We start from the raw sequence: 26,268 nt of genomic DNA, 5'->3' as shown, positions 1-26,268 counted from the left end.
CATGTCATTCCGTGTCACCGAGTCGACGCAGCTCGCGTCGGCCCAGCGCAACCTCCAGCTCAGCGCGCAGAGGCTCAACCAGCTCGACGAGCAGGTCGCCAGCGGGCTCGCCATCAGCAAACCGTCCGACGACCCGGCGGGCGCCGCGACCCTGCTCGACCTGCAGCGGCAGCTCGCGCAGAACACGCAGTACCAGCGCAACGCCGGCGACGGGGCGGCCTGGCTCGCAACGGCCGGCACGGCCCTCACGTCGATGAACGACACCCTCAACCAGGTCCGCGACCTGACGGTGCAGGCCGCCAGCACGGCCACCCAGAACCCGGCCTCGCGCACGGCCATCGCCACCCAGCTTCAGTCGCTGAAGCAGTCCCTGCTGACCCTGGCGAACACCCAGTACCAGGGCCGGAGCGTCTTCGCCGGCACCTCCGACGCCGGCACCGCGTTCAACGCCGACTACTCGTTCAACGGGACGCCCGGATCGTCCGTGAACCGGCGCGTCGGCGCCGACACCGCGGTCCGGGTCGACGTCGACGGCTCGTCGGTGCTCGGCGCCGGCGCATCCTCGGTGTTCGCGCTGATCGACTCGATCGCGACCACCGTCAGCGGCGGCGGGAACGTGAGCGGTCAGCTCACCGCCATCGACGCCGTGGCCGCGAACATCCGTGGCGCCGAGGCGACCGTCGGCAGCTCGCAGAATCAGCTCACCGGGGCCACCTCGGCGCTCACCACGCAGGCGACGACGCTGCAGACCACGCAGAACGGCATCCAGAACGTGGACGCCGCGCATGCCATCCTGGAGATGCAGACGCAGCAGGTCGCGTACCAGACCGCCCTCGCCGTCACCGCCAAAAGCATCCAGCCGACCTTGATGGACTACCTCAGATGACAGTGCAGATCAGCTTCCAGGAACCGCTCGCCGGCCTCGGGTCGTTCACCGAGTACGATTTCGCGCCGCTCGACGGCGCCCGCGACACCTACACCCTCCGGGCCAGCGCCCAGCCCGCGATCCGGCTCTTCCTGGTCGACGCGGCCGCCTACCTGCCGGACTACGTGGGGGAGCTCGACCGCCCCGCGGGCCCCGAGTCCGGCGTCTTCCTCGTGGTCACGCCGCACGCCGACGGGGTGACCGTCAATCTCCTCGCGCCCATCCTCATCGACCCGGTCACGCGCACCGGCCAGCAGGTCATCGCCGCGGACGACATCGACCGGGTGCAGGTCCCGCTCCTCCGGACCGCCTGAGAGCCGCCCGGAGGAGCGGGAAATCTTCCACACGCCGCACTCGGCTCTCGCCGGGACGGCACGTATTGTGTATGCAACGCGGCCCCACCCGGGCCGACCACCCGACGTGCGCCTCACGAATGGAACTGCCGATGACGACGAACGAGGCCAACGAGCTGACGGCCCAGCTCTGGCGGCAGCGGGAGCTCCTGGAGATGCTGCTGTTCAAGTACGAGGAGGAGCGGCTGCTGCGCTCGGCCGGGATGACCCGGTGGCTCGCGCACGCCGCCCGCGAGATCGAAGTGGTGACCGAACGCCTGAATAAGTCCAGCCTCTCGACCGCCGTCGCGATCTCGAGCCTCGGCGAGTCCTGGGGCCTGCCTCGCGGCGCGCTCCTGCGCGACCTCGCCGAGGGGGCGCCGAACCCGATGTGGGCCGAGATCTTCACCGACCACCTGCGCGCCCTGGTCGACGTCATCACCGAGATCCGCGAGGTCCGGGCCCAGGCGAACGCCACCTACCGCGCGAACGGCGAGATCGATCACACCGAGCAGACCGCACGGTTGATCGACACCGTCCTCTGAGACGGATCAGGCGGTGACCCGCTCCGTGACCGCGGCGGGGTGCGCGGTGAACTCCGCGAGCTTGGCGAGGTAGGCCGACCGCTTCGTCCGGGGGTTCCGGTCGGGCAGTGGGAGCACACCGGCGTCGCGGTCGAAGTGCAGCAGCCAACCCTCGTGCAGCAGCTTCATCGCCTCGTTCCGCGCCAGCGACACGGCCGCGTGCGTGACGCCGAGCTCAGCGGCCACGTCCTTGACCTGCCGGTCCTCGAAGAAGAGCCGGGTGACGATCAGCTGCAGCCGCTCGGGAAGAGCCTCCACTGCCGCGCGGAGGAACGTCTCGCGCTCGGAGGTCTCGGCCGAGTCCTCCGGGCCGAGGATCGCCGAGACCAGCTCGTCCGAGCGCTCCTCGATCGCGACCGGTCCCGTCGCGGACTCGCGAAGGGTGGCGACGACGGTCGCCCGGTCCACGCCGAGGGAGACGGCCATCTCGTCGATGGTGGGCGTCCGGCCGAGCGTCTGGTAGAGCCCGTCCCGGATCACCAGCGTCTCCTTGATCTTCTTGCGTGTGCCACGGGAGACCCAGTCCTGCGAGCGCAGCTCGTCCGCCAGCGCTCCGGAGATGCGTGCGCGGGCGTAGGCGCCGAAGGGGACGCCGCGGTCGGGGTCGAACGAGCGGGAGGCCTGGAACAGGGCGAACTGCCCTGCGGAGGCCAGCTCGTCCCTGTCGAGATGGGTGCCGCGGCTGCACAGGTCGGAGACGATGTAGCCGACGAGCGGCAGGTGCTCGATGACGAGCTGATCGCGCGAGTGTGTGTTCACGTGTTCCTCTGTCGTTCGCGGTCCTAGGGCATGGACCACGGCGGGTTTCGGTGGGTGTAAATCACGCTCGGGTGCGTACGTCACCTCAGCGCCCGATGGGGGGTAGACGCTTCGGCACTCTTGAAATTACTGGCCTGACGTGCTTTCTGTAACGACCCAAGTCGGGTGACAAATGAATGCATTGCAATGGCCGAGCCATCCGCTATGCTCCGGCGTCAGCCCGTGGCGGCCTTCGTCGGGCAGGGCGCCGTGGCCTTCATGGCAGCAGCCGCCTGGTCCTCCGACCAGGGCAGGGACGCCACGACCTTCGCGCCCTTCTGCACCGCCGGCACCTTGGACGCGATCGACGCCAGCCGCTCGGCCAGCGCCTGCGCGAACCCCGCGCCCGGTGTCGAGTCGTTGATCGCCACCACGACGGTCAATCCGGACGACGGGTCGGCGTACATCGCCGACAGGTAGCCGGGGACGGCCCCGGATGCGCCACGCAGCGGCCCGACGACCTGCATGCCCAGCCCGTAGCCCAGCCAGGAGGCGCCGGCGCCGACCGTTTTCGCCTGCGCGTCCGCCGAGCTGCTGCTCAGCAGCGACCCGCTGGCGAGCGCCTGCGCGAACACCTTGAGGTCCGCGACGTTCGAGACCACGCCGGCCGCCGTCCAGCCCAGCGACGGAGACAGCGCGGTGATGTCCTGCGGCTTGTCGCACACGGGAGCTCCGGTGGCGTCGAGCGGGGCCACGTACCCCGAGGGGTGCGGGCCCGGCAGGGTGTGGACGCCGTCGTCGGGGAGCACGCTCGCCGACATCCCGAGCCGGCCGAACACGTAGCCCTGGTAGAGCTGCTGCCAGTTGCGGCCGGACGCGTTCTGCAGCGCCATCCCGAGCAACAGCGCGTTCGTCTGAGACGGGCTGTACTTCTCGCCCGGGTTCCCGGTGCGCGCCATCGCGACGCCGTCGCTGACGAGCTCGAGCGGCGGCCAATAGCGCTCCGGGTTGGCCAGGAACTCGCGGTGCAGGGCCGACGCGTAGTCACCGAAGCCGGAGGTGTCCTGGCACAACTCGCGCAGCGTCACCCCGCTGACGCCCACGAGACCCGGAATCCACTTCGCGACCGGGTCGTCGAGTTCCACGGTGCCCTCGTCGACCAGTTCGAGGAGCACGGTGCACGTCATCGCGGTGGTGAGCCGGCCCGCGCGGAACGTCATGGCGGGAGTGACGGGAACGGACCCGCCGCGCGTCGTGGTCCCGATCGCGGTCGTCCAGCTCCCCGCCCACGGCGCCCACACGCCGACCAGGGCGGCCGACCCTCCGGAGAGCGCGATCGCGTCCGTCACCGCCGCGGTGAGCCGCGTCACGGTGGCCGCGGGGAGCGGGCCGTGCCGCTGCGGCGGGAAGTCGGGGTTCGCGCCGGTGTTGCCACACGCGGCGAGGCTGAGGGCGAGGGCGGCGGCGGACGCCGCGAGAACGATTCTGCGGAGACCTGTCCCTCGTCCCATCGCATCCCCCGACGCTCCTGTGGCAGCGATTGTAGCGTGCGTCGACGTCCACGCCGAGTCCCCGAACCGTGTCCAATCCGATCGGCCGGCTGTCCCGAATCCCTGGATGAGGCGCGCACGCCGCGCGCCGTCTTCCAAGGAGGAACGACACATGCGCACATCACCGAACCGCCTCGTCGCGACCATCTTCGGCGCGGTCTATCTGCTCGTCGGCCTGCTCGGCTTCGCCTTCACCGGCGGCGTCGGCTTCGTGGCCACCCACGGCGGTCTGATCCTCGGCATCTTCGAGGTCAACCCGCTGCACAACGTCGCCCACCTGCTGATCGGCGCGGCGCTGCTCATCGCCGGCCTCACCAGGATGGCCGCGGCGAAGGCCGTCAACACCACCGTCGGGGCGGTCTACCTGCTCCTCGGCATCGTCGGCTTCTTCCTGGTGGGCACCGGCGCCAACATCCTGGCGCTGAACACCCCCGACCACTTCCTCCACTTGGTGAGCGCGATCGTGCTCCTCGGTGTCGGTCTCGGCGCCGAGCGGACCGTGCGCGCCACTTCGGCGACCGCCTGACCGGCTGGGCCACGGCGCTTCCCATGAGCAGGATGAAGGGGCGAGCCCCGGTCGCTCCGGCGATCAGGGCCTTCCTCGCCGTGGCCGCGCTGGGGGCCGGGTTGCTGCACGCAGCACTGGCCCCCAGCGCACCTCTCCCGTTGCTCGCGCTCCTGATCGCGGTCGCCGCCGCGGAGCTGACCTGGGCGGTGTTCACGCTGGCCCGCGAGCGGCCACCGCTGTTCGGCCTGATCCCTGCGTTGGCGCTGGCGCCGCTCGGGATCTGGGCCGCACTCGCGACTGCCGGCGCCACGGCGACGTCGGGCACGGTGCTCACGCTTCCCCTCCTGCCGATGGGCGTGGCATCGCTGCTCGACGTCGCCGTGGCGGCGGTCGCCGCGGTCGTCCTGCGGCACGGCCGGCCCGCACGGCAGGAGAGCGGTGCGCTCCGGTTCGTCGCCGCGCTCGCGGTCAGCGCCTGCGTGGTCTGCGCGGTGACCATCCCCGCGCTCGGGGTGACTGACGCGGGGGCCGCGGCAGTGACGGTGCACCACCACCACTGAGCGCAGGCCCAGCTCGGACTGTTCAGCTCCGGCGGCTCAGCTGCGGCGGCTCAGCTGCGGCGGCTCAGCTGCCGCGGTTCAGTTGCCGCGGTTCAGCTCCGGCGGCTCAGCGCGAACGACGCGTTCCCGAACCGCACGATCGATCCGGGGTCGACCTCGTGCCGCGTGTTCGGGTCGCACGCGAAGGTGCCCTCGCCCGGGTAGGTGATCGTCGTGCCGTTGGCGGAGCCGAGGTCCATCACCCAGAAGATCCCGTCGTACTGCCCGAACGCGAGGTGCGCGCGGGAGACCGACTTGGCGTCGTCCGCCACGGTCACCAGGTGGACGTTCGCGGGGTCGTCGAACTCGGTGCCCGGCCGGTGGGAGGCCGGATTGCGTCCGATCACACCATTGCCCGACGTCTCGACGTGCTGCCCGTCGCTCAGATCCAAGGCGAACATGACCGCCATCGACGTCTCCTCTCGTCGGCGCACCCGAAAGCGCCTCGCCCAGCATGCCATGACCGCGCCCGCGCTCCCTAGGGATTAGCCCGGAGCCCGCCCCTCACTCCGCCGCGACCGGCACCCGCATCGACCGGGCGTCGCGCATGAAGCGCTCCACGTCCGGGTCCACGGTGATGTCGCTCGGCCGCAGCGGCCGGGTCAGGTAGAGGCCTTCCAGGCTCGTGATCCGGCTGAGCGCCACGTAGGTCTGGCCCGACGTGAACGCGCGCGCGCCGAGGTCGACGATCGCCGCGTCGTACGTCTTGCCCTGCGACTTGTGGATGGTGACCGCCCACGCCAGCCGCAGCGGGAACTGCGTGAACTCCGCGACAACGTCCTTCGTCAGCTTCTTCGTCTCGGGCGAGTAGCTGTAGCGGTACTTCTCCCAGATCGCCGGTTCGACCTCGTGCACCTGGCCGTCGACCTCCACGTACACGTTCGAGTCGATGCGCGTGACGGTGCCGATGGTGCCGTTCACCCAGCGCGGCCCGTCGCCTTGGCCGACGTCGTTGCGCAGGAACATCACCTGCGCTCCGATCTTCAGCTCGAGCACCTCCTCCGCCGGGTAGTTGCGGCCGCCGAAATCGCCGCTCACCTCGGCCTTGGCCGTCAGCGGGCGTCCGGGAAGACGCTCGAGTGCCTGCGCGTTGATGCGGTTCACCGTGTCGTTGCGCGTCGCGAGCGTGATCGTGCCGTCCGTCGGCGCCGGCCGCGCCCCGACCTCGTTCAGCCGGTCGGCGATCTCCTTCGTCACCTGTCCGTGCCGCACGGCGTTGAGCATGTAGCGGAAGTCGGACTCGTGCTGGCGGTGCACCTGCAGCAGCTCCACGATCTGGAGGTCTGCCTCCCGCCACACCTTCGCGTCGAAGAACCACATCGAGCGGTAGGTGTCGGCGAAGTAGGCGCGCTCCTCGTGGTCGCCGGGCACCGGCGCGAGCTGGTACGGGTCGCCGAACAGCACGATCTGGACGCCGCCGAACGCCTCCTTCGGCCGCTGCCTGGCCTGGCGCAGGCTGCGGTCGACCGCATCCATGAGGTCGGCGTTCACCATCGAGACTTCATCGATCACGAGGGTGTCGATGCTGTTCAGCAGCTTGCGCAGCTCGCTGGTCTGGTCGATGTCGTGATCGGCGATGACCCCGATCGGCAGCTTGAACAGCGAGTGGATGGTCTGGCCGCCGACGTTCAACGCGGCGACGCCGGTCGGCGCGGCGATGACGATCGATTTCTCGGTGTTCCACGACAGGTGGTTGAGCAGTGTGGACTTGCCGGTGCCGGCCCGGCCCGTCACGAAGACGTGGTCGCGGGTGTGCTCGATCAGCTCGAACACCGCCCGCTGCTCGGGCGAGAGCGAGAGTCCGCCCATCCGGATCCCTTCCCTCGCGCGACCTGCCGAACTACTCTAACCCCGCGTGCAGCGCCGTGGCGGCTTATCCACAGCCCCATAGGATGACAGCTATGGGTGGGGACGGCAGGGTCGGCGCGCTCCGTCCTGTGCTGCTGTGGACAGGCGTGGGCGTGATGCTCGTCGCCGCGTTCCTGGCCGCCCTCGGCGCCGTCCAGCGGGCCTTCTACAGCCCGGAGGGATTCGTCGCCGCGTACGTCGGCTCGCTCGCCTCGCACGACCTGACCAGCGCCCTCGCCATGCCGGGCGCGGCGCCGACGAAACAGGCGTTGGCCGCGGCCGGACTGCCGGGAGACGCCTCCGCCGAGCTGCTGCGCTCCGATCTGCTCCCCGACTACACCGACACCCGCGTCGTCTCCGACACGGGGAGCTCAGGCGGGCGACGCAGGGTCACCGTGCACGTCGTCGCCGACGGCCACCCGGTCACCGCCGTGTTCGAGCTCCGCCAGACCGGCGCTGTCCTCGGCCTCCTGCCCACCTGGGAGTTCGCGCGCACCCCGGTCGGGGTCGCGCACATCACCGTCGCGCACGCGCAGACCTTCACCGTCGCGGGCCGCACCCTGAGCCCGCGCGCCGCCGCCCCGTCGCAGCCGGCGAGCTCCTTCAGTGTGAGCGCCGGGTACCTGGTCCCCGCGCCGTCGCTCTACGTGCTGGGCCATTCCGACAGGTACACGAAGGCCGCGCCGGTGAAGCTGGCGCCCGCCCCGTCCGCCACGGTGGAGGCCACGGTCGACGCGCAGCCGAACGACGCTTTCGCTGCGGCCGTGCAGAAGGAGTTGAACGGCTACCTCGACGAGTGCGCGAAGCAGCAGGTCCTCCAGCCGGCAGGATGCCCCTTCGGCGTCGTGATCGACGACCGGGTGCAGGGCGCGCCCACCTGGAAGATGACGCAATACCCCGCCGTCCACCTCGTGCCGGGCGACAGCACCTGGACGATGTCTCAGGCCGTGGGGATCGCGCACCTCTCCGTGACAGTGCAGTCCATCTTCGACGGCAGCATCGAGCACCGCGAGTCCGACGAGAAGTTCGCCGTCTCGCTCACCAGCGTGACCATCCGCCCCGACGGCTCCCTCGACATCGTCGTAGGCCCCTAACGCCCCCCGCCCCCAACGCCGCATTCGTCACGAATCGTGCCTTCGCCCGCGCGAGAACCCCGATTCGTCACGAATGTGCACCCAGGGAGCAGCCGCGATTCGGCGCGAATGTGGCCGGCGCGGGTTGCTAGCGCTGCGCTGTCCCGTCGCGGGCCGCGAGCCGGGCGAGCTGCTCGTTGTACGCATTGAGCTCGGCATCGCCGGTGCGGTCCGCGTTGCGGTCCTGCCGTTTCGTCTCGCGCTCATCGCTGCGGCTCCACTGGATGGCCACCACGACCGCCAGGATGACCGTGGGGATCTCGCCGATGCTCCACGCGATCCCGCCGCCGGTCTGCTGGTCGACCAACGGCGTCGCGCCCCAGGTGCGGCCCATCGCGCCGAACCAGTCGGCGAGCAGGAGGCCGTGCATCTGCATGATCGACAGCCCGAAGAACGCGTGGAACGCCATCGTGCCGAGCAGCAGCAGCAGCCGGAACGGGTACGGCAGCCGGTACTTGACCGGGTCGATGCCGATCAGCGACTGCACGAACAGGTAGCCCGTGATCAGGAAGTGCACGACCATCCACTCGTGCCCGATGTGGTCGGTCGTCGCCCAGCGGATGAGCGGCGTGTAGTAGAACGCCCACAGCGACCCCGCGAACAGCCCCGCCGCGACCAGCGGATGGGAGATGATCCCGGCGAACCGGGAGTGCACCGCGAACAGGATCCACTCGCGCCCGCCTCGCGTGCCGTCCTGTCGCTTACGGATCGCCCGGGCGGCCAGCGTCACCGGCGCGCCCGGCACGAGCAGCAGCGGCACCGCCATCGTCAAGACCATGTGCGCCGACATGTGCGCCGAGAACAGGTACTTCTCGTAGACGTTCACGCCCCCGTTGGTGATGTAGAAGAGCAGGGCGATGCCGAGCACCCAGAGCACCGTGCGGTGGATCGGCCAGGCGTCGCCGCGCTTGTGCAGCCGCCAGACGCCGGCCAGGTAGAAGAACAGCGCGAAGCCGCAGGCGAGCACCCACAGCAAGTCGAAGTTCCATGTCGTGAAGAGTCGGCCCCAGGTGAGCTCGGGCGGGAGCTTCTCGCCCGTGAGGATCTCGGCGGGCGTCGGCGTCGCGGCCCGGGTCTGCGGCACCGGAGTGACGGTGCGCGCGAGCGCCGCGGCCACACCCGACGCGATGCCCATGAAGGCCAGCTCGGCCGTGACGATCCACCAGAACGTCCGGCCCTCGCCGAGCCGCTTCAGCCGGTCGATGAGGACGCGGCGCTGAATGAGCCCGAAGAGCCCCAGCACCACGAGGGCGGCGACCTTGACGAGCACCAGGATGCCGTACGGCGTCGCCAGCTCGGCCAGCGTCCCGACGCGCAGTTCGGCGTTCACGTACCCCGACGTTGCCACGACGACGAAGCAGATGAGCGCGATGCTGGAGTACCGCTCCAGCACCGTCACCAGCCGGCCGTCGCCTAGCGTGCGTTTGATCACGATGAGGGTCAGCAGGCCGCCCAGCCAGATCGCGGCGAAAAGCACGTGCAGCCCGAAGGAGGTCACCGCGGCGTCGTGGCCCGCAGCCTCGGAGCTGTGCCCCTGCTGCGCCATCGGCACGACCGCGGCCATCGCCAGCAGCGTGACGAAGACGATGGCCGTCTGGTTGCGCACCGCGAAGCACAGCACCGTGACCGCCGCGGCGATGAGCGTGATGCCGAGCCAGGCCTGACCGAGCGACACGCTGGTGATGAACGAGCTCAGCCCATTCGTGAAGGTCTGGTCGAACGACCACGGCACGTTGGCGACGCTGACGAACGTGAACAGCCCGGTCACGGCGGAGGCCACCGTCATGATGGCCGCGCACGCGGCGGCGAAGTCGAGCGCTGTGCCGTACTCGTCCTTGTCCGCGTTGAACGCGAAGCAGGCCAGGATCAGCGCGCCCACGGTCCCCGAGAGGCTGAGGTTGACGACGAGCGTCGAGATCGGGAGGCCCCAGCGCACCAGCGCGCCGGGGTCGAGCAGCAGGGGCGCCGCGGCCCCTCCGCCGAAGGAGAGCGCCGCGACGACGGACACGAGAGCGGCCGCCAGCAGCACGGCGGGACCGATCACGCGGAGAAGTCTGGGCACCCGTCAAGCCTACGTCTCCGGTGCTGTGCGCCTGCCCACAGCGCAGCGCCGCGGATCCCTGTCGGCACAACGGAGACGGGGGCGGCGCCGCTGCTGCGGCACCGCCCCCGTGGAGCCTGGTTCAGGCTGTTACTTGACGGCAGCCTTGAGCTTCGAGCCGGCGGTCAGCTTGACGCGGTGGCCGGCCGGGATCGAGATCTCCTCGCCGGTCTGCGGGTTGCGGCCGGTGCGAGCGGCGGTCTCGGTGCGCTCGGCGGCGAGCCAACCCGGGATGGTGACCTTGCCGCCACCCTTGACGGTCTCGCTGATGGTGGCGAAGAACGCGTCGACGACGCTCGAGACGGTGGCCTGGCTCTGACCCGACGCCGCGGCGACGGCAGCAACGAGCTCGGTCTTGTTCAGGTTGTCAGCCATTGAGTGTCCTCCTCGGACCTTGTGCTGGATATTCAGCTGTCTTGTGGAACGGTTGAGGCCACAGAGGGCCAGTACGTTTGGTCGGTTGACCGCCTCGAATGTATCAGAATCCCGCGGAATCTCGCGGATTCTCGCGGTTTTTTCGCCTGTTGCCAGGGCGTGTCCAGGCCCGGGGACGCCGAAGGGGCGCCCGGCGGATGCCGGACGCCCCTCCAAAGGGTGTCGCTCGCTGCCTCTCAGCAGCGTGGCGTCAATGGCTGTGGGGACAGTTTCGATTTCATAACAGCCTCCAAGGCGGTTAGGTTCTATATGGTGAGGTAAGACTTTCAGACTTACGTGCTAAATTTCAACCGAAACCATGATCGCTGAACTCCCAGCGCAGCTATGCACTGCCCCGGACAGAACGGCTCTGCGATCAACTAGCTTTCGCGCCTGGAGATTGGAATCACTTGGAGTTCATCGGAGCGGTCATCGGAGCGGTCATCCTGGGGCTCGTCGGGCTGGCTTGTTGGGTCGGCGTCGCTCGGTTCAGGATCGCTCGGCGCCGCAGCAAGCTGTGATGTGTTGTAGTGCCGGTTGTAGGCCCAACCATCGGTGACGGTCCGGTGGAAGCGATGATCTTGCCATTGGTCGTGGCCGATAGGGACCGGTCTTCTTGAGTGTGATTCCGAGCTCAGCGCGGCTGTCGCGCTGGGCGTGGGAATTGTAGGGGAGAGCTGTTGTCGGAGAGCGCTCGTTGGACGCGGACTCCGTGGTCGGCTAACGAGGACACGGCTCGGCGCAGCACATTGGTGGCGATGGCGAGGGTCCCGTCGACGGGGATCTCGGCGTTGGCGACGCGGTGCGATCATCAATGACGGAGCACATACGCGAGCCCGATCAGAGGTTGGTATCGCTTGTTGCGTGGTCCGCGTGCGGCGACGAGCCGATTCTGATCGCCTTGACCGCATCCGAACAACCGCCGACCGCCGCCGCCGGAAACGCTGCCGAGTACTTCACATCGACATGGATCAACGTCACCGACATGGGTGAGCCGGTCAACGCGGTAGCGCACCCGTATGGCGCTGCCTGTGGAGGCTGACAGCCCCAACCGGCTGGCGATCTGCGCTGGGCGTGAGCGATTCTTGATCCGCAGATGCACGACCTCCTCCACCAACAACCGCGGTGTCCGATTCGGATGGTCTGCGGACGCCACGAACGATCAACCATCCCGTCTGGTCCGAGTTTGACTTACCGACGCGCCCGCTTCGCCCCGGCCGGCCAGAACGCCCATGGACACCATAGCTACAAGACCGTTTCCGCCGGATACCGCAGTGGTCCGTGTCCTCGGTGACGCGGGACTACGTCCACTCCACCGCTAGCTGTAGTGCCCGGGCAGGTTGTTCAATAGCCGAGCAATGGCCTCCCCATCAGGTAGACCAGCCCCGGGGACGACGGAGGGGCGCCCGGCTGATGCCGGACGCCCCTCCAAAGGGTGTCACGCTGCCGCTTCTCAGCGGCGAATGCTGGGTCTTACCAGCTCGACTTGGTGATGCCGGGCAGCTCGCCTCGGTGCGCCATGTCGCGGAAACGGACGCGCGAGATGCCGAACTTGCTGAGGTTTCCGCGGGGACGGCCGTCCACCGCGTCGCGGTTGCGCACGCGGATGGGGGAGGCGTCGCGGGGGAGCTTCTGGAGGCCCAGACGGGCGGCCTCACGCGACTCGTCGGTGCCGTTCGGGTCGACGAGCTGCTTCTTCAGCTCGGCCCGCTTGGCGGCGTAGCGCTCGACGATGACCTTGCGCTGCTCGTTCTTGGCGATCTTGGACGTCTTGGCCATGTTTAGCGCTCCTCTCGGAAGTCGACGTGCTTGCGCACGATGGGGTCGTACTTCTTGAGCACGAGACGGTCGGGGTTGTTGCGACGGTTCTTCTTGGTCACGTAGGTGTAACCGGTGCCCGCCGTCGAACGGAGCTTGATGATCGGACGGATGTCCTGCTGCTTCGCCATTGTTAGATCTTCTCCCCACGGGCCAGGAGGTCCTTCACCACGGACTCGATGCCACGGGCGTCGATGACCTTGATGCCCTTGGCGCTCAGCGTCAGGGTGACATTACGACGAAGAGACGGGACGTAGTACGTCTTCTTCTGGATGTTCGGGTCGAACCGGCGCTTCGTGCGTCGGTGCGAGTGCGAGATGTTGTGACCGAAGCCGGGAACGGCTCCAGTCACCTGGCACACTGCTGCCATTGCTTTCTTCTCCAATACCGTGATGCTGAACGCATCACCCAAGGTCACTTGTCGGCGCACGACTTCCCAAGCGTTTTCGTCATGGGGGTTCGTGCACGGCTAACGGAGTGGGAGGAGCCCACTCAGCCAAACATCTATGCTACGGCACCGAGGCGAGTGTGGCCAAATCGCGCCAAATCGGCCCGAATAAAGGGCCCTCTCATGCGATAAGACCCGCCTTATCGTGTAGCATTGAACCACCAACCCGCTTCTCCACGTGAGAGCGGGTCTTTTCTTTGTCACCACTCGTCAGGCTTGCGAAGCTTCCCGACCGGGTCGGGCAGTTGGCTGCTCCGGTAGTCCTCCGCTCGGAGGCGTCTCCACCAGTGACTCCCTGCCCCATCGTCGGCATTGCCCTTTAGTGCGCCGGCGGTCGGGTTCGTTGAGGGATTCACCATCCCGACCGGAACACGCTCGCGCGCGAGGCGCACTGGCAGTTCCAGGTCCGAGTCATTCGACACGACGATCGCGGCATCCACGGCATCGGTGAGGACATCGAACAGAAGATGCGACGCGACATTCACGTCCGACCCCTTCTCCTCCCGCTTGCGCACCGTGGCGAACACGAGTCGACCGTCGCCCGACGACACGGCACGCAACGGTAGACGGAGGTCCCACGACTCGTCGTCATGGAGATAGACGCTGGGCCGGAATGTGCCTGGCGGCTGGATGACCAGCGGTTCTGCCTTCGCCCACGAGACGTAGCGCCCCTCGGCGATCACATCGACGGAGCGCGACGCGACCAGGGCGTCGAGATAGATCGACTGATCCAGATTGGCACCCGGACTGTCGAGCGGATCAACTCGAGCGGTGCAATACACCACCCGGGTGAGCTGAGAGCCTGGCCAGCCCGCAAGAGGCTCCACCAGCGCCCGCACGTCGAGCCATCGCCAACCCGCCGTGGACCGCCCACAGTGCTTCCTGGCCCCGTAGTAGAGGTTGTAGCCGTCGACATAGACACCGATGCGCATCGAACCACTTTAGCCGGTGCGTATGTCAGGCGTTAGATTCCGCCGCCGCCTTTGCCGAACACCCCGCGCACAACCCGAACACATCCACCACATGCTGCGCCTGCGTGAACCCGTGCGACGCCGCCGCCGCGCGCGCCCACTGCTCGACCTCGTCGGCCTCGATCTCCACCGTCAGCCCGCATTTGCGGCAGATCAGGTGGTGGTGGTGTCCGGTCGTGCAGGCGCGGTACAGGCTCTCGCCCTCCGGCGACTGCAGCGAGTCCGCGTCGCCCTCCGCCGCGAGGTCCGCGAGCGCGCGGTAGACCGTCGCGAGGCCGATCGGGGAGCCGGTCTCGTGCAGGCTCAGGTGGAGTCCCTGCGCGCTGATGAAACCCTCCGTCGAGGTCAGTGCCTCGCGGACGGCCTCCCGCTGCCAGGTGTTGCGCTTCACGTGTCCAGGCTAGCCTCTCCGGCTCACGAGTCGCCGGGAACCGCGCGTGCCGACGAGTCGGCAGGCCACGTAGATGAGGAACGAGATCGTCGTCACGTACGGGCTGATCGGCAGGGAGCTGCCGAGCGCCAGCAGGATGCCGCCGACCACCGAGAGGAGGGCGAAGCCCACGCTCAGCAGCGGGACCAGCAGCGGTGACGACGAGACGCGCATGGCTGCGGCCGCGGGCGTCACGAGCAGCGACAGCACCAGGAGGGCGCCGACGATCTGCACCGACACCGCGACGGCGAGGCCGAGCAGGACCATGAAGGCGAGCGCGACGAAGCGGGTCGGGACGCCGCGGGAGGCCGCCACGTCGGCGTCCAGACTGTCGAACATGAGCGGGCGCCACATCAGCAGGAGGGCGATCAGCACGATCGCGCCGATGACGAGAAGCGAGCCGAGCTGCGGGTCGTCCACCGACACGATCTGGCCGGTGAGCAGGCCGAACTTGTTCGCGCTGCGCCCGGGATACAGCGCCAACGCGAGGATCCCGAGCCCCAGCCCGAACGGCATCAGCACCGCGATGATCGAGTTGCGGTCCCGCGCCCGCGCGCCGAGCAGTCCGATCAGGATGGCGGCGATCAGCGATCCGACGAGCGAGCCTGCGACGACGTTCACGCCGAACAGCAACGCCACCGCCGCACCCGCGAAGGAGAGCTCGCTGATCCCGTGCACGGCGAACGCCATGTCCCGCTGCATCACGAAGACGCCGATCAGGCCGCCGACGACGCCGAGCACCGCACCGGCGAAGATCGAGTTGCGCACCAGCGCGAGCAGCTCGCCGTAGTCGGTGAAGTTGAAGAGCTGCGACCAGAGATCGTTCATGCGGCAGGCTCCGGGTGCGAGGTACGGGTGTGATCGTGGTGCGAGTGGGTCTCCGCGTCCGGGATCCCGACGACGACGATGCGCCCGCGGCTCCGGATGACGTCCACCGGCGTCCCGTACAGGTCGGTCAGCACCTCGCTGCGCAGCACCTCGTCCGGGGTGCCGGTGCGGAACCGGCCGCCGGCGAGGTAGAGCACGCGGTCGACCATCCCGAGGACCGGGTTCACGTCGTGCGTGACGAAGACGACCGCGCTGTCGTGCTCGCGCCGGCGGCGGTCGATGAGCTCGCTCACCCCGCGCTGGTGCTGGAGGTCGAGCGACAGCAGCGGCTCGTCGCAGAGCAGCAGGGTCGGGTCGCCGGCGAGTGCCTGCGCGACACGGAGCCGCTGCTGCTCGCCCCCGGACAGTGATCCGACGGGGGTGTCCGCGTAGCGGCGCGCGCCGACCGAGTCGATGAGCTGCTCCACCTGCTCCCGGTCGCCGCGGTTCGGGATGGGCAGGCCCCAGCGGTGCCCGTTGACGCCGAGCGCGACGAGGTCGCGGGCGCGCATCGGGGTGCCGGCCGGGATGAGCTTCTGCTGCGGGATGTAGCCGATGCGCCGGTCGCCGCGCCGCACCGGGTGGCCGTCGAGCACGATGCTCCCGGAGTCGAGCGACTGCTGGCCGAGGATCGTCTTCAGGAGGCTGGTCTTGCCCGAGCCGTTCGGCCCGAGGACAGCGACGAACTCGCCGGCGTGGACGTCCAGGTCGAGCCCGCTCCACAGTGTGCGGTCGCCGAATCCCAGGGCGGCGTCCCGGAGGCTGAGGACCACGTCGCGTTCGGCCGGCGCAGCGACGCGCTCGATCGGCTCGCTCACTGGGCCAGCGCCGCTCCCACGGCGTCGAGGTTCGCGTTCATCCAGCTCACGTAGTCCTTGCCTTTCGGAAGCGTCTCAGTGACGGGCACAACGGGGATGTCCGCCGCCTTGGCCGCTGCCAGGACGCGGGCGGTCTCGGGTCCACTGGTCTGCTCGTTGTAGACGAGCAGCCGCACCTTGTGGCCGCTGAACAGGGCGAGCGTCTGATGCAGCACGAGCGGGGACACGTCGGTACCGCTCTCGATCGCGGCTCTGAACTTCTCCGGTGTCTTGTCGACGAGCCCGCTGGACTCCAGCAGGTAGAGCGGGACGGGCTCCGTGACCGCGACACCTGCGCCGGCGTACGTCGCCTTCAGCTCGGCCTCCCGGCTCTGGAGGGCGGCGAGCTTGCCGGAGAAGGTCGCGGCGTTCTTCGCGAAGGTCGCCTTCTGCGCCGGGTCGGCCTTCGACAGCGCGTCGGTCAGGGCGGTCGTGAACTTCTGGATGGTGGGGAAGTCGTACCAGACGTGCTCGTTGAGGTCGCCGCCCTGCGCCTTCTTGCCCGAGATGTCGACCACGTTCAGCACCGTGGCCTTCGCGTTCTTCGCGCCGGTCCGGAGGGTGGTCATGAAGTCGTCGTAGCCGCCGCCGTTCTCGATGAGGATGTCGGCCTTCGACACGGCGAGCTGGCTTTGGGCGCTCGCCTCGAAGGAGTGCGGGTCCTGCGCGGGGTCGGTCATCAGCGCGGTCACGTCGACCGCGCCGCCGGCGATCGTGGAGGCGATGTCGCTGTAGACGTTGGTGCTGGTGACGACGCGGACCTTGCCGTCGTCGGAGGATGACCCGGCGGTGCAGCCGGTCAGGGCCGCGACGGTCGCGGCGGCGAGGGCGAGGGTGAAGACCGAACGCTTCAACATGGGGACCTGTCTAATCCGTGGGTGTACCACGAATCTATCCCTAATTGAGAACGATTGTCAAAATCACTAACACGCGCGATTCGGCACGAATGTCGACTTTCAGCGCGCGAAAGGCGACATTCGGCACGAATGTTTGGGCTCAGTCGAGCAGCAGCGCGGGCTCCTCGATGATGGAGGCCACGTCGGCCAGGAAGCGCGACGCCACGTCCCCGTCCACCACACGGTGATCGAACGACGCGCCCACGGTGGTGACGTAGCGCGGGCGCACCTCGCCGTCTACGACCCAGGGCTTCTGCTTGATCGTGCCGAGCGCGACGATGCCGACCTCGCCCGGGTTCAGGATCGGCGTCCCGGTGTCCATCCCGAACACGCCGATGTTCGTGATGGTGATCGTGCCGCCCGCCATGTCGGCCGGGGGAGTCTTGCCCTCGCGCGCGATCAGGGTCAGCTCCTCGAGCGCCTTCGCGAGCTCGAGCAGGGTCATGCCCTGCGCCTCCTTGATATTCGGCACGATGAGCCCGCGCGGCGTCGCGGCGGCGATGCCGAGGTTCACGTAGTGCCGGACGATGATCTCCTCATCGGTCCACGTGGAGTTCACGGTGGGGTTGCGGCGGACCGCCCAGATGATCGCCTTCGCCACGATGAGGAGCGGCGACACCTTGATCCCGACGAAGTCGGGCGACGTCTTGAGGCGCTTGACGAACTCCATCGTGCGGGTGGCGTCGACGTCCACGAACAGGCTGACGTGCGGGGCGCTGAACGCGCTGGACGTCATCGCGTTCGCGATCGCCTTGCGCACGCCCTTGACCGGGATGCGGTCCTCGCGGTCGTTCGGCCACTCCGGAGTCTGGATGTTGCGGAACACGCTCGCCTGGGTGGCCTCCCGGAGCACATCCTCCCGGGTGATGTCGCCGATCGGGCCGGTCGGAGTGACGATCGTGAGGTCGACGCCGAGGTCCTTCGCCAGCTTGCGGATCGGCGGCTTGGCGATCACCGGGGCGCGCCCGGCGGAGGAGGCGCCGGCCGGAGCCGACGGGGCGGGAGCGGCCGCGGCCGACGCAGCAGCAGCGGGAGCAGCAGGGGCCGGCGTGAACGTCACCGGGATGGAGGCGGTGCCCGGGTGCGTCACCCGGCGCCGGCGGCTGGTCCCGTGACCTGCGGCGCCGTACCCGACGAGCACGGCGCCCGCTTTCGGCTCATCAGCCTCGTGCGACACGCTCTGCGCGGCGTCGGCCTCCGCCTCGGCGATCTCGCTCACCGGCTCGGCCGGCTCGGCGGGAGCAGCAGCGCCACCGGTGACGGTGATGATCGGCGTGCCGACCTCCACCGTCTGTCCCTCGGACACGAGCAGCTCGCCCACGGTCCCCTCGAACGGCGACGGCAGCTCCACGAGCGACTTGGCCGTCTCGATCTCCACGATCACCTGGTTGACCGCGACCGGCTCTCCGGGCGCGACCTTCCACGAGACGATCTCGGCCTCGGTCAGACCCTCGCCGACGTCGGGCAGCAGGAACTGGGACTCGCTCATGTGCGGCTTCTTTCGTTCGGCGCAGGCTCAGTACGCGAGCGCGCGGTCGACGGCTTCGAGGATGCGGTCGGCGTCCGGCAGGTAGACGCCCTCCAGCTTGGCCGGCGGGAAGGGGGTGTCGAAGCCGGCGACCCGCAGCACGGGCGACTCCAGCGAGTAGAAGGCCTTCTCGGCCACCACGGCGGCGACCTCGGAGGCGACGGACACGGTGCCGGGAGCCTCCTGCGCGACGATGAGCCGCCCGGTCTTCTGCACCGACTGGAGCACCGGAGCGTAGTCGATCGGAGCGAGCGAGCGGAGGTCGACGACCTCCAGGCTGCGGCCCTCCTCGGCGGCGACCTCGGCGGCGCGCAGCGCGACCGGGACCATGCCCGCCCATGCCACGATCGTCGCGTCCGTGCCGGTGCGCACGACGCGGCTCGCGTGGAGCGGCACCGGGTTCTCCTCGGTGTCGACGTCGCCCTTCGGCCAGTAGCGGCTCATCGGCTCGAAGAAGATCACCGGGTCGTCGGAGGCGATGGCCTCCTGGATCATCCAGTACGCGTCGTTCGGCGTCGAGGGCGCGACGACCCGGAGGCCCGCGGTGTGCGCGAAGTACGCCTCGGAGCCTCCTGGTGGTGCTCGACGGCGCCGATGTGGCCGCCGTGCGGGATGCGGATGACGACCGGCATGGACACCGCGCCGCTGTGCCGGTTGGTCAGCTTGGCGAGCTGCGTCGTGATCTGGTCGAAGCCGGGGAACACGAAGCCGTTGAACTGGATCTCCACCACCGGGCGGTAACCGCGCATCGCCAGGCCGATGGCCGAGCCGATGATGCCCGCCTCCGCCAGCGGGGTGTCGAGCACGCGCTTCGCGCCGAACTCGGCCTGCAGTCCCTCGGTGACGCGGAAGACGCCGCCGAGCGGGCCGATGTCCTCGCCCATGAGCAGGACCTTCGGGTCCGCGGCGAGCGCGCGCCGGAGGCCGGCGTTGAGCGCCTTCACCATCGGCATCGACTGGATGCGCGGTCCGGCCGCCTCGGCGGCGGACTCCGCCCCGGGTGCGGGAGTCTCCTGCGGCTCGCCGACCTCCGACTCGGTGTCGATCGCCTCCGACTGCTCCGGCACAGTCTCGTCCTCGACCACGAACTCGCGCGTCCACTCCTGCTCGGCCACATGCTCCTCGAGCACGCGGGAGCCGGGCTCGCTCTCCACGATCTCGACCACGTCGATGGCCTGCGTGTCGTCGAACGGCTCGTCGTGCGCGGCGCTGTCGGCGTCCGGCGTCTCGTCCTCCACCAGCTCGGCCTCCACGTATCCGGTCTCGCCCCTCAGGTCGCTCATGCGTCACCTCCGAACGACGCTTCGTACTCCTGCAGCCAGCGCCGCTGCTCGTCCATCACGGGATGCGGCTCACTGTAGACGTTGTCGAACATGCTCTCGATCGGCGGGACCTCGAGGGTGAGCGTGCGCCGGCGGACGTCGGACGCCAGGTCGGCCGCCTCTTCGTGGGCTGTGTCGAAGAACGCCTGGCCGACGCCCTGGTTCTCCAGGAACGCCCGGAACCGCAGGATCGGGTCGCGCTCGGCCCAGTACGCCACCTCGTCGTCGGTGCGGTACTTGGTCGGGTCGTCGCTCGACGTGTGCGCGCCCATCCGGTAGGTCAGAGCCTCGATCATGCTCGGGCCCTCCCCGTTGCGCGCGTCGTCGAGGTGTTTCGCGGTCACCGCATAGGCGGCGAGCACGTCGTTGCCGTCGAGCTGCACGCCCGGGATGCCGAAACCGCTCGACCGCAGGTAGAGCGGGGTGCGCGACTGCGTCTTCACCGGCACCGAGATGGCCCAATGGTTGTTCTGCAGGAAGAAGACCTGCGGGGTCTGGTAGCTGGCGGCGAAGACGAAGGCCTCGCTGACATCGCCCTGGCTCGTCGCGCCGTCGCCGAAGTAGGCGATCACGGCCTCGTCGACCTCGGGGTCGCCGGTGCCGACCTTGCCGTCGAGCTTGACGCCCATCGCGTAGCCGGTGGCGTGCAGGGTGTGCGAGCCGATGACGAGCGTGTAGAGGTGGAAGCCGTGGATGGCGGGGTCCGTCGGGTCCCAGCCGCCGTGCGTGGTGCCGCGCAGCAGCCCCATGATGCCGACCGGGTCGATGCCGCGGATCATGCCGACCACGTGCTCCCGGTACGACGGGAACAGGTTGTCCTGCGGCTTGGCCGCGCGGGCGGAGCCGACCTGGGCGCCCTCCTGGCCGCGGCTCGGCACCCACAGGCCGAGCTGGCCCTGGCGCTGGAGGTTGGCCCCCTCGTCATCCACGGCACGCACGCGGACCATGTCGCGGTAGAAGGTGCGGTAGTCCTCCTCCCCGAGTCGCTCGAGGTAGGGGAGGTACTCTCCGGCCGGGTCGCTCGGCTGGAACCGGCCGTCTGCGGTCAGCAGCTGGACGGTGTTCGCCGGGCGCGGGGTATCGTTCGTCGCAACCACCGTTCTAACCTAACCGCTTGCCCGGGTGCCCATTTGGTAGGTTCCGCACAAGATCGGCAGCGACCTCCAGGAGTTTCTCCACAGATTCCTGCTCGCCGACGCTGATACGGATGCCCTCCGGCGGGAACGCCCGCACGGTCAGGCCCGCGTCGAAGAACGCGTCGTTGGCGGCCGCGGTCTCCTCGCCGGTCGCCAGCCAGACGAAGTTGCCGTTGGCCTCCGGGACGTTCCAGCCCTGGGCGACCAGCGCGTTCCGCAGCTTGTCGCGGCGCATGGCGATGCGGGCGACCCGCTCCATGAGCTCGTCCTCGGCGTCGATCGACGCAAGCGCGGCGACCCGGGAGGCGTCGGTCACCGACAGCGGGATGGCCGCCGACCGCGCCGCGTTCAGGACTGCCGCCGGGCCGACCGCGTAGCCGATCCGGAGGGCGGCGAGCCCGTAGGCCTTCGAGAAGGTGCGCAGCACGACGAGGTTCGGGTAGCGCGAGAGCAGCGGGATGCCGTCCACCGAGGCGTTGTCGGTGACGAACTCGTAATAGGCCTCGTCGAGCAGCACCAGGAGGTCGCGGGGCGCGGACGCCATGAACGCCTCGAACTCGGCGGCCGTGACGACCGGCCCGGTCGGGTTGTTGGGCGTGCAGACGATCGCGACCCGCGTGCGGTCGGTGATCGCGGCGGCCATCGCCGGGAGGTCGTGCCCGCCGTCCGGCCGGTTCGGCACCTGAACGCTGGTCGCGCCCGCGACGGTGACCAGGCCCGGGTAGGCCTCGAACGACCGCCACGAGTAGACGACCTCGTCGCCGGTCCCCGCTGCGGCGGAGATGAGCTGCGCGAGCAGCGCGACCGACCCGCTGCCGAGGTGCACCTGGTCGACGTCGACGCCGTGCCGTTCGGCGAGCCGCTCGCGGAGGTCGGCGCCGCCCGCGTTGGGGTAGCGGTTGAGCTCGCTGAGCGTCCCGGCCACGGCCTCCACGACGGAGGGGAGCGGGGGATAGGGGTTCTCGTTGCTGGACAGCTTGAAACCGTCCGCCGGCGCCGGGCGGCCCTGCTTGTAGGCAGGGACCGCCACGATCTCGGGCCGCAGCCGCACGCCGTGCGCGTCTAGGTCAGTCACAGACCCAACTTAGTCGCGGGCGGATACCCGCGGGAGCATTCCTCTTTATTGGGCGGTGCGACGACGCTGGATGGTGAGCCGGATGGAGGAGTTGAGGAAGGCGGCGGCGAGGAACAGCCCGAAGACGACGCTGGACGCCGTTGCAAGGTAGCGATCGGTGTGCACCGGGAAGAAGAAGGCCTGCAGTTCGCCGAGCGCGTAGAAGCCGCCGATGAACCATCCGATCCTCGGCCGGGCGCTCAATCGCCACCACGGTCGGGGAGGCTGCACGGGCTCACCCTCACCGCGGAACGACCGTGCGAGCGCGATGACCACGATCGGCCAGAGAGCATTGCTGACCACGGTGACCACGGTGACCGGTACCGCAAGCTGGGCGAGTTGCGTCAAGACTCGCCACCCCACTTCGAGCAGGACGATGAACCCGAATTTGTGCCACGGATTCATCACCCGCAGCGGCCGCCACTGCAGCGGCGGGTACACCTTCTTCACTCGCGGAGCGTCGATGAGCTGCGGCGGAACAAGTCCGTTCTGGTCCGGTATCCGGCCGTCTTTGTTGGGCACGCCGCGACTCTAGCGGCGAGCCCCTGCCCTCCGCGCCTCCCGTTTGGGAGGATGTGCCCATGCGATTCCTGCTCAAGGTGATCATCAACGCGGTGGCCCTGTGGCTGACGACCCTGATCGTCAGCGGCGTCACCGTCGTCCCCTACGCCGCGGGAAGCACGGCGACCGTCCTGACCTACCTGCTCGTCGCCCTCATCTTCGGCGTGGTCAACGCGATCGTGGGCACGGTGATCCGCATCGTCGCCTTCCCGCTCTACATCCTCACGTTGGGCCTCATCTCGTTCATCGTGAACGGGCTGCTGCTGCTCCTGGTGTCGTGGATCAGCGGCCTGATGGGCTTCGGCCTCCACGTCGCGAGCTTCTGGTGGGGCGTCCTCGGCGCGCTGGTGCTCGGCATCATCGGCTGGCTCATCGGCCTGATCTTCCGGCCGTTCACGCGCGAGCGCTGACGCCCTCCCGAGTGCGGGAGAATAGAGGCGAATCCACCACGCCGATCCCGCGAGGAGTCCCATGACCGCCCTGCCTCCCCAGCCGCTCAGCCCCTGGACGGCCGCTACCGGTCCTCGGTCCTCGGCCTCGGCGACCACCTGTCGGAGGCGGGCCTCAATCGGGCGCGCGTCCAGGTCGAGGTCGAATGGCTGATCTACCTGACCGGCCACCGGATGTTCGGCTCCTCCCCGCTCACCGACGAGCAGGTCGGCCAGCTTCGCGCCCTCGCCGACGAGTTCGGGCAGCCCGAGATCGACCGGCTCGCCGAGCTGGAGGCCACCACCAAGCACGACGTGAAGGCCGTCGAGTACCTGGTCCGCGAGCGCCTGCACGCGCTGGGCCTCGACCACATCGCCGAGCTCACCCACTTCGCCGCCACCAGCGAGGACATCAACAACCTCTCCTACGCGCTCACCGTGAACGCCGCGGTCGCCCAGGTCTGGCTGCCCGCCTTCCGCAACGTGATCGCCGAGCTGCGCGCACAGGCCGTCCAGTATCGCGACGACGCCATGCTCGCCCGCACCCACGGCCAGCCCGCGACCCCGACGACGATGGGCAAGGAGCTCGCGGTCTTCGTGCACCGCCTCGACCGCATCCGGAAGCAGGTGGAGGCCACCGAATACCTGGGCAAGTTCAGCGGCGCGACCGGCACCTTCGCCGCGCACCTGGTCGCGGACCCCGACGCCGACTGGCCGCGCATCTCGCAGGAGTTCGTGGAGAGTCTCGGCCTCGACTGGAACCCGCTCACCACGCAGATCGAGTCGCACGACTGGCAGGCCGAGCTCTACGCCCGCGTCTCGCACGCCAACCGCGTCCTGCACAACCTGTGCACCGACATCTGGACGTACATCTCGATGGGCTACTTCCGGCAGACCCCGGAGCCCGGCGCGACCGGCTCCTCGACCATGCCGCACAAGGTCAACCCGATCCGTTTCGAGAACGCGGAGGCCAACCTCGAGCTCTCCAGCGCCGTCCTCGACTCGCTCGCCGCCACGCTGGTGACCAGCCGCCTGCAGCGCGACTTGACCGACTCCACCACGCAGCGCAACATCGGGGTGGGCCTCGGCCACTCGCTGCTGGCGCTCGACAACATCCAGCGCGGCCTCGCCCAGATCTCCCTCGACCGCGACGCCCTCGCGACCGACCTCGACCTCAACTGGGAGGTGCTGGCCGAGGCCATCCAGACGGTGATCCGCGCGGAGGTCACCGCCGGGCGCTCCACGATCTCCGACCCGTACGCGCTGCTCAAGGAGCTGACCCGCGGCAAGCGCGTCGACCACGAGGCGCTGACGGCGTTCGTGGACGGCCTCGAGATCGGCCAGGCGGCGAAGAACCGCCTGCTGGCACTCACGCCCGCGGGATACGTGGGGCTGGCGTCGGAGTTGGTCGACCGGCTCTGAGGCCGCCGGCGGGATCGCCTCGGCGGGGCTCAGTGCCCCCGGGGCGTCCCGTTCTCGTCACCGTCACGTGCGGTGCCCGGCTTCGCGGTGTCGCTGTGGCCCGCGGCCTTCTCCTGGGCCTCCACGTCCTGCTCGTGGATGTCCTCCACCTCGGCCGCGTTCGGCTTGAAGGCGAGCGCGAACAGCGCCATCAGCACGAGCGACAGGATGAACGCGATCCCGAAGGCGACGCCGGCGAGGATGAACTCGCGCGTCGCGATCAGGACGATGAGGCCGACGAAGACGCCGAGGCCCGCGGAGATGCCGAGCAGCTCGGCAGGCAGGAAGCGGTCGCGGCGGGTCGGCTGGAGGCTGTTGGTCACGCTGGGGTCTTTCTTGTCGCGCTTGGTCACGATCCGCTCTCCGTCCGGCGGGCGGCCGCGGCGGAGCGGGCCGCCGATCGCAGGGAGGCTGCGCCGATGCCCTGGAAGACGCCGACGACCACGGCCCAGGCGCCGAACAGCCCGATGGCGAGCACGGCATCGGCCGGCACGAAGAGCAGCACCAGAGCAAGGATCGCGGTGAGCGCACCGGTGATGAGCCAGTCGCGCGCGGCCGCGTCGTTCCGGCGCTCGCGGAGGCCGCTGTAGAGCTCGAGGATTCCGGTGAGCGCCGCCCACACGGTCACCACGTAGAGGAAGAGACCGAGACCGCTGGCGTTGAGAGCGATGGCGAGCGCTCCGGCGAGGATGCCGATGCAGCCCTGGACCGCGAAAAGGGTGCGGGTGATGCCCTTCGAGGCGAACAGGAGGCTGAGGACGCTGGTGGCGAGGCCGTCGGCCACCGCGAAGACACCGAAGACGATGAGGCCGAACTGCGGGGTGTGCGCGTCCCGGGTGAAGGTGACGACTGCGGCCGCGGCGAGCGCGACGATCGCGCGCACGGCGGGGACGACCCAATAACGGCTCGAGTTCGGATCGCCCTGATTCTGGGGAACGGCGGGTGCCACTCGGCGACCTCTCTCAGTCAGGATTCGCTCCCAGTCTAGTCGCGGGCTTCCTGCGCGTTTGCCGCGGGGCAGCCTCCCACGGCGCCTACGATCGCGCCGCGCGGATCGGGTTCGGCACGCTCAGCACCGCCGCGATCCCTTCCTTGATCCTCAGACAGCACCGGAGTGCTGAAGCTTCCGCACCGGCCGCCGTCACACCGCAGCCGTCAGCTCGTCCCCGTCGGGCCGCGCCCAGGCGACGATCGCGGCGATGCCACCGACCACGAGCACGAACGCGCCCGTCGGCAGGACGGTGGCGCTGATCGGATGGTGCCAGCTCAGCGCGACGAGGACGCCGGCCGCGGCGCCGAAGACTGTCGCGATCGAGAACGTCGCCGAGACCACGCGCGCGAAACCGGTCTGGAAGAGCGAACGCAGCCCGAGCGCCGCGGCCAGGATGATCCAGGTGACGGCGAGCGGCGCGACGACGACCGCACCGTAGTCGTCCCTCAGCAGGACGCCGGGTACGACGTAGACGATGCTCGCCGCGAGCAGCAGCAGGGCTCCGACCGCGGCGAAACCGGCCAGCCGCCCGCGCTCGGACCGCACCCGCAGGGCGGGCTCGACCAGCGACGGCCAGGTGAACGCGAGCGCGAAGGACACCACCGCAAGAGCGACAGGACCTGCGCCCTGCAGCAACGGGATGAGGATGGTGTTCACCGTTCCATTCGACTCCGCCTGGCGAGCGCCCGCGTCCTCCCGGAGGATGAT

29 protein-coding genes and 2 pseudogenes are annotated in these 26,268 nt (G+C 69.2%); 8 read left to right on the top strand and 23 right to left on the bottom strand.

What is annotated here, in order from left to right; all coding sequences use genetic code 11:
* The first annotated feature begins 1 nt into the window (after position 1).
* The 3 genes from flgL to ACRAWC_RS12695 all read left to right on the top strand — a co-directional run bounded on the left by flgL (position 2) and on the right by ACRAWC_RS12695 (position 1,802).
* Positions 2-886 (top strand): flagellar hook-associated protein FlgL, encoded by an 885-nt coding sequence (flgL, locus tag ACRAWC_RS12705; RefSeq protein WP_431348037.1) that lies wholly within the window; start codon positions 2-4, stop codon positions 884-886.
* Positions 883-1,239, top strand: a complete 357-nt coding sequence (locus ACRAWC_RS12700; protein WP_431348036.1) for a flagellar assembly protein FliW — start codon at positions 883-885, stop codon at positions 1,237-1,239. The genes flgL and ACRAWC_RS12700 overlap by 4 nt, the downstream gene beginning before the upstream one ends.
* Before the next feature lie 131 nt (positions 1,240-1,370).
* Entirely contained in the window at positions 1,371-1,802 is a 432-nt protein-coding gene (locus ACRAWC_RS12695; RefSeq protein WP_431348035.1) for a flagellar protein FlgN, read from the top strand.
* 6 nt (positions 1,803-1,808) lie between these two features.
* Here ACRAWC_RS12695 and ACRAWC_RS12690 read toward each other — a convergent pair whose 3' ends face one another.
* Both ACRAWC_RS12690 and ACRAWC_RS12685 read right to left on the bottom strand, forming a co-directional pair.
* Positions 1,809-2,600 (bottom strand): sigma-70 family RNA polymerase sigma factor, encoded by a 792-nt coding sequence (locus ACRAWC_RS12690; RefSeq protein WP_431348034.1) that lies wholly within the window; start codon positions 2,598-2,600, stop codon positions 1,809-1,811.
* A gap of 215 nt (positions 2,601-2,815) precedes the next feature.
* The gene (locus ACRAWC_RS12685; RefSeq protein WP_431348033.1) at positions 2,816-4,090 is read right to left on the bottom strand and encodes a serine hydrolase domain-containing protein; all 1,275 of its coding nucleotides are present in this window, start codon (positions 4,088-4,090) and stop codon (positions 2,816-2,818) included.
* Between the two features lie 151 nt (positions 4,091-4,241).
* Here ACRAWC_RS12685 and ACRAWC_RS12680 point away from each other — a divergent pair, with 151 nt between their 5' ends.
* Both ACRAWC_RS12680 and ACRAWC_RS12675 read left to right on the top strand, forming a co-directional pair.
* On the top strand, positions 4,242-4,655 hold the full coding sequence (locus ACRAWC_RS12680; RefSeq protein WP_431348032.1) for a DUF4383 domain-containing protein: 414 nt from the start codon (positions 4,242-4,244) through the stop codon (positions 4,653-4,655).
* Positions 4,656-4,678: 23 nt separating this feature from the next.
* On the top strand, positions 4,679-5,197 hold the full coding sequence (locus ACRAWC_RS12675) for a hypothetical protein (protein ID WP_431348031.1): 519 nt from the start codon (positions 4,679-4,681) through the stop codon (positions 5,195-5,197).
* A 92-nt stretch (positions 5,198-5,289) separates the two neighbouring features.
* Here the strand turns inward: ACRAWC_RS12675 and ACRAWC_RS12670 are convergent, their stop codons facing one another.
* Together ACRAWC_RS12670 and ACRAWC_RS12665 are read right to left on the bottom strand one after the other, a co-directional pair.
* A complete protein-coding gene (locus ACRAWC_RS12670; RefSeq protein WP_431348030.1) occupies positions 5,290-5,646 on the bottom strand; it encodes an FHA domain-containing protein in 357 nt (118 codons plus the stop codon).
* Positions 5,647-5,740: 94 nt separating this feature from the next.
* Complete coding sequence (locus ACRAWC_RS12665; RefSeq protein ID WP_431348029.1) at positions 5,741-7,045, bottom strand: ATP-dependent DNA helicase; 1,305 nt, start codon at positions 7,043-7,045, stop codon at positions 5,741-5,743.
* A 92-nt stretch (positions 7,046-7,137) separates the two neighbouring features.
* Here ACRAWC_RS12665 and ACRAWC_RS12660 point away from each other — a divergent pair, with 92 nt between their 5' ends.
* Positions 7,138-8,178 carry a hypothetical protein gene (locus ACRAWC_RS12660; protein ID WP_431348028.1) on the top strand — a complete coding sequence of 347 codons (1,041 nt, stop codon included), beginning with the start codon at positions 7,138-7,140 and terminating at the stop codon, positions 8,176-8,178.
* A 127-nt stretch (positions 8,179-8,305) separates the two neighbouring features.
* Here the strand turns inward: ACRAWC_RS12660 and ACRAWC_RS12655 are convergent, their stop codons facing one another.
* The 16 genes and pseudogenes from ACRAWC_RS12655 to ACRAWC_RS12580 form a co-directional block, all read right to left on the bottom strand.
* A complete protein-coding gene (locus ACRAWC_RS12655) occupies positions 8,306-10,279 on the bottom strand; it encodes a cytochrome c oxidase assembly protein (protein ID WP_431348027.1) in 1,974 nt (657 codons plus the stop codon).
* 129 nt (positions 10,280-10,408) lie between these two features.
* A complete protein-coding gene (locus ACRAWC_RS12650) occupies positions 10,409-10,693 on the bottom strand; it encodes an HU family DNA-binding protein (protein WP_369961780.1) in 285 nt (94 codons plus the stop codon).
* A gap of 879 nt (positions 10,694-11,572) precedes the next feature.
* The gene (locus ACRAWC_RS12645) at positions 11,573-11,719 is read right to left on the bottom strand and encodes a hypothetical protein (protein WP_431348026.1); all 147 of its coding nucleotides are present in this window, start codon (positions 11,717-11,719) and stop codon (positions 11,573-11,575) included.
* Positions 11,720-12,205: 486 nt separating this feature from the next.
* Complete coding sequence (gene rpsN / locus ACRAWC_RS12640; protein WP_345838803.1) at positions 12,206-12,511, bottom strand: 30S ribosomal protein S14; 306 nt, start codon at positions 12,509-12,511, stop codon at positions 12,206-12,208.
* A 2-nt stretch (positions 12,512-12,513) separates the two neighbouring features.
* Complete coding sequence (gene rpmG, locus ACRAWC_RS12635) at positions 12,514-12,681, bottom strand: 50S ribosomal protein L33 (RefSeq protein WP_369961779.1); 168 nt, start codon at positions 12,679-12,681, stop codon at positions 12,514-12,516.
* Positions 12,682-12,683: 2 nt separating this feature from the next.
* A complete protein-coding gene (gene rpmB, locus ACRAWC_RS12630; RefSeq protein WP_018188988.1) occupies positions 12,684-12,920 on the bottom strand; it encodes a 50S ribosomal protein L28 in 237 nt (78 codons plus the stop codon).
* A gap of 278 nt (positions 12,921-13,198) precedes the next feature.
* Positions 13,199-13,930: an NYN domain-containing protein gene (locus ACRAWC_RS12625; protein ID WP_431348025.1), complete on the bottom strand. Its 732-nt coding sequence runs from the start codon at positions 13,928-13,930 to the stop codon at positions 13,199-13,201.
* 25 nt (positions 13,931-13,955) lie between these two features.
* Positions 13,956-14,360, bottom strand: coding sequence for a Fur family transcriptional regulator (locus ACRAWC_RS12620; protein WP_431348024.1), 405 nt, complete (start codon positions 14,358-14,360; stop codon positions 13,956-13,958).
* 9 nt (positions 14,361-14,369) lie between these two features.
* Positions 14,370-15,227 carry a metal ABC transporter permease gene (locus ACRAWC_RS12615; protein WP_431348023.1) on the bottom strand — a complete coding sequence of 286 codons (858 nt, stop codon included), beginning with the start codon at positions 15,225-15,227 and terminating at the stop codon, positions 14,370-14,372.
* Positions 15,224-16,084, bottom strand: coding sequence for a metal ABC transporter ATP-binding protein (locus tag ACRAWC_RS12610; protein ID WP_431348022.1), 861 nt, complete (start codon positions 16,082-16,084; stop codon positions 15,224-15,226). The genes ACRAWC_RS12615 and ACRAWC_RS12610 overlap by 4 nt, the downstream gene beginning before the upstream one ends.
* Positions 16,081-16,980 carry a metal ABC transporter solute-binding protein, Zn/Mn family gene (locus tag ACRAWC_RS12605; RefSeq protein WP_431348021.1) on the bottom strand — a complete coding sequence of 300 codons (900 nt, stop codon included), beginning with the start codon at positions 16,978-16,980 and terminating at the stop codon, positions 16,081-16,083. The genes ACRAWC_RS12610 and ACRAWC_RS12605 overlap by 4 nt, the downstream gene beginning before the upstream one ends.
* Before the next feature lie 139 nt (positions 16,981-17,119).
* Complete coding sequence (locus ACRAWC_RS12600; protein WP_431348020.1) at positions 17,120-18,508, bottom strand: dihydrolipoamide acetyltransferase family protein; 1,389 nt, start codon at positions 18,506-18,508, stop codon at positions 17,120-17,122.
* A 27-nt stretch (positions 18,509-18,535) separates the two neighbouring features.
* Positions 18,536-19,500, bottom strand: a pseudogene (locus ACRAWC_RS12595) (alpha-ketoacid dehydrogenase subunit beta).
* A gap of 326 nt (positions 19,501-19,826) precedes the next feature.
* Positions 19,827-20,966 (bottom strand): thiamine pyrophosphate-dependent dehydrogenase E1 component subunit alpha, encoded by a 1,140-nt coding sequence (locus ACRAWC_RS12590; RefSeq protein WP_431348019.1) that lies wholly within the window; start codon positions 20,964-20,966, stop codon positions 19,827-19,829.
* Between the two features lie 4 nt (positions 20,967-20,970).
* Complete coding sequence (locus tag ACRAWC_RS12585) at positions 20,971-22,080, bottom strand: histidinol-phosphate transaminase (protein ID WP_431348018.1); 1,110 nt, start codon at positions 22,078-22,080, stop codon at positions 20,971-20,973.
* A 45-nt stretch (positions 22,081-22,125) separates the two neighbouring features.
* Positions 22,126-22,641, bottom strand: a complete 516-nt coding sequence (locus ACRAWC_RS12580; RefSeq protein WP_431348017.1) for a hypothetical protein — start codon at positions 22,639-22,641, stop codon at positions 22,126-22,128.
* 59 nt (positions 22,642-22,700) lie between these two features.
* Here ACRAWC_RS12580 and ACRAWC_RS12575 point away from each other — a divergent pair, with 59 nt between their 5' ends.
* Together ACRAWC_RS12575 and purB are read left to right on the top strand one after the other, a co-directional pair.
* A complete protein-coding gene (locus tag ACRAWC_RS12575; protein ID WP_431348016.1) occupies positions 22,701-23,090 on the top strand; it encodes a phage holin family protein in 390 nt (129 codons plus the stop codon).
* A gap of 61 nt (positions 23,091-23,151) precedes the next feature.
* A pseudogene (purB, locus tag ACRAWC_RS12570) lies at positions 23,152-24,530 on the top strand (adenylosuccinate lyase).
* 29 nt (positions 24,531-24,559) lie between these two features.
* Here purB and ACRAWC_RS12565 read toward each other — a convergent pair.
* From ACRAWC_RS12565 to ACRAWC_RS12555, 3 genes are all read right to left on the bottom strand, one after another.
* Complete coding sequence (locus tag ACRAWC_RS12565; protein WP_431348015.1) at positions 24,560-24,922, bottom strand: hypothetical protein; 363 nt, start codon at positions 24,920-24,922, stop codon at positions 24,560-24,562.
* A complete protein-coding gene (locus tag ACRAWC_RS12560) occupies positions 24,919-25,452 on the bottom strand; it encodes a DUF308 domain-containing protein (RefSeq protein WP_431348014.1) in 534 nt (177 codons plus the stop codon). Before ACRAWC_RS12560 ends, ACRAWC_RS12565 begins: the two co-directional genes overlap by 4 nt.
* A 258-nt stretch (positions 25,453-25,710) precedes the next feature.
* Entirely contained in the window at positions 25,711-26,217 is a 507-nt protein-coding gene (locus ACRAWC_RS12555) for a hypothetical protein (protein ID WP_431348013.1), read from the bottom strand.
* Between the last annotated feature and the right edge of the window lie 51 nt (positions 26,218-26,268).

It is taken from the genome of Leifsonia sp. L25, assembly GCF_050632895.1.
Note: the sequence above shows the minus strand (reverse complement) of the source record. Positions and strands in the feature narration are given on the sequence as shown.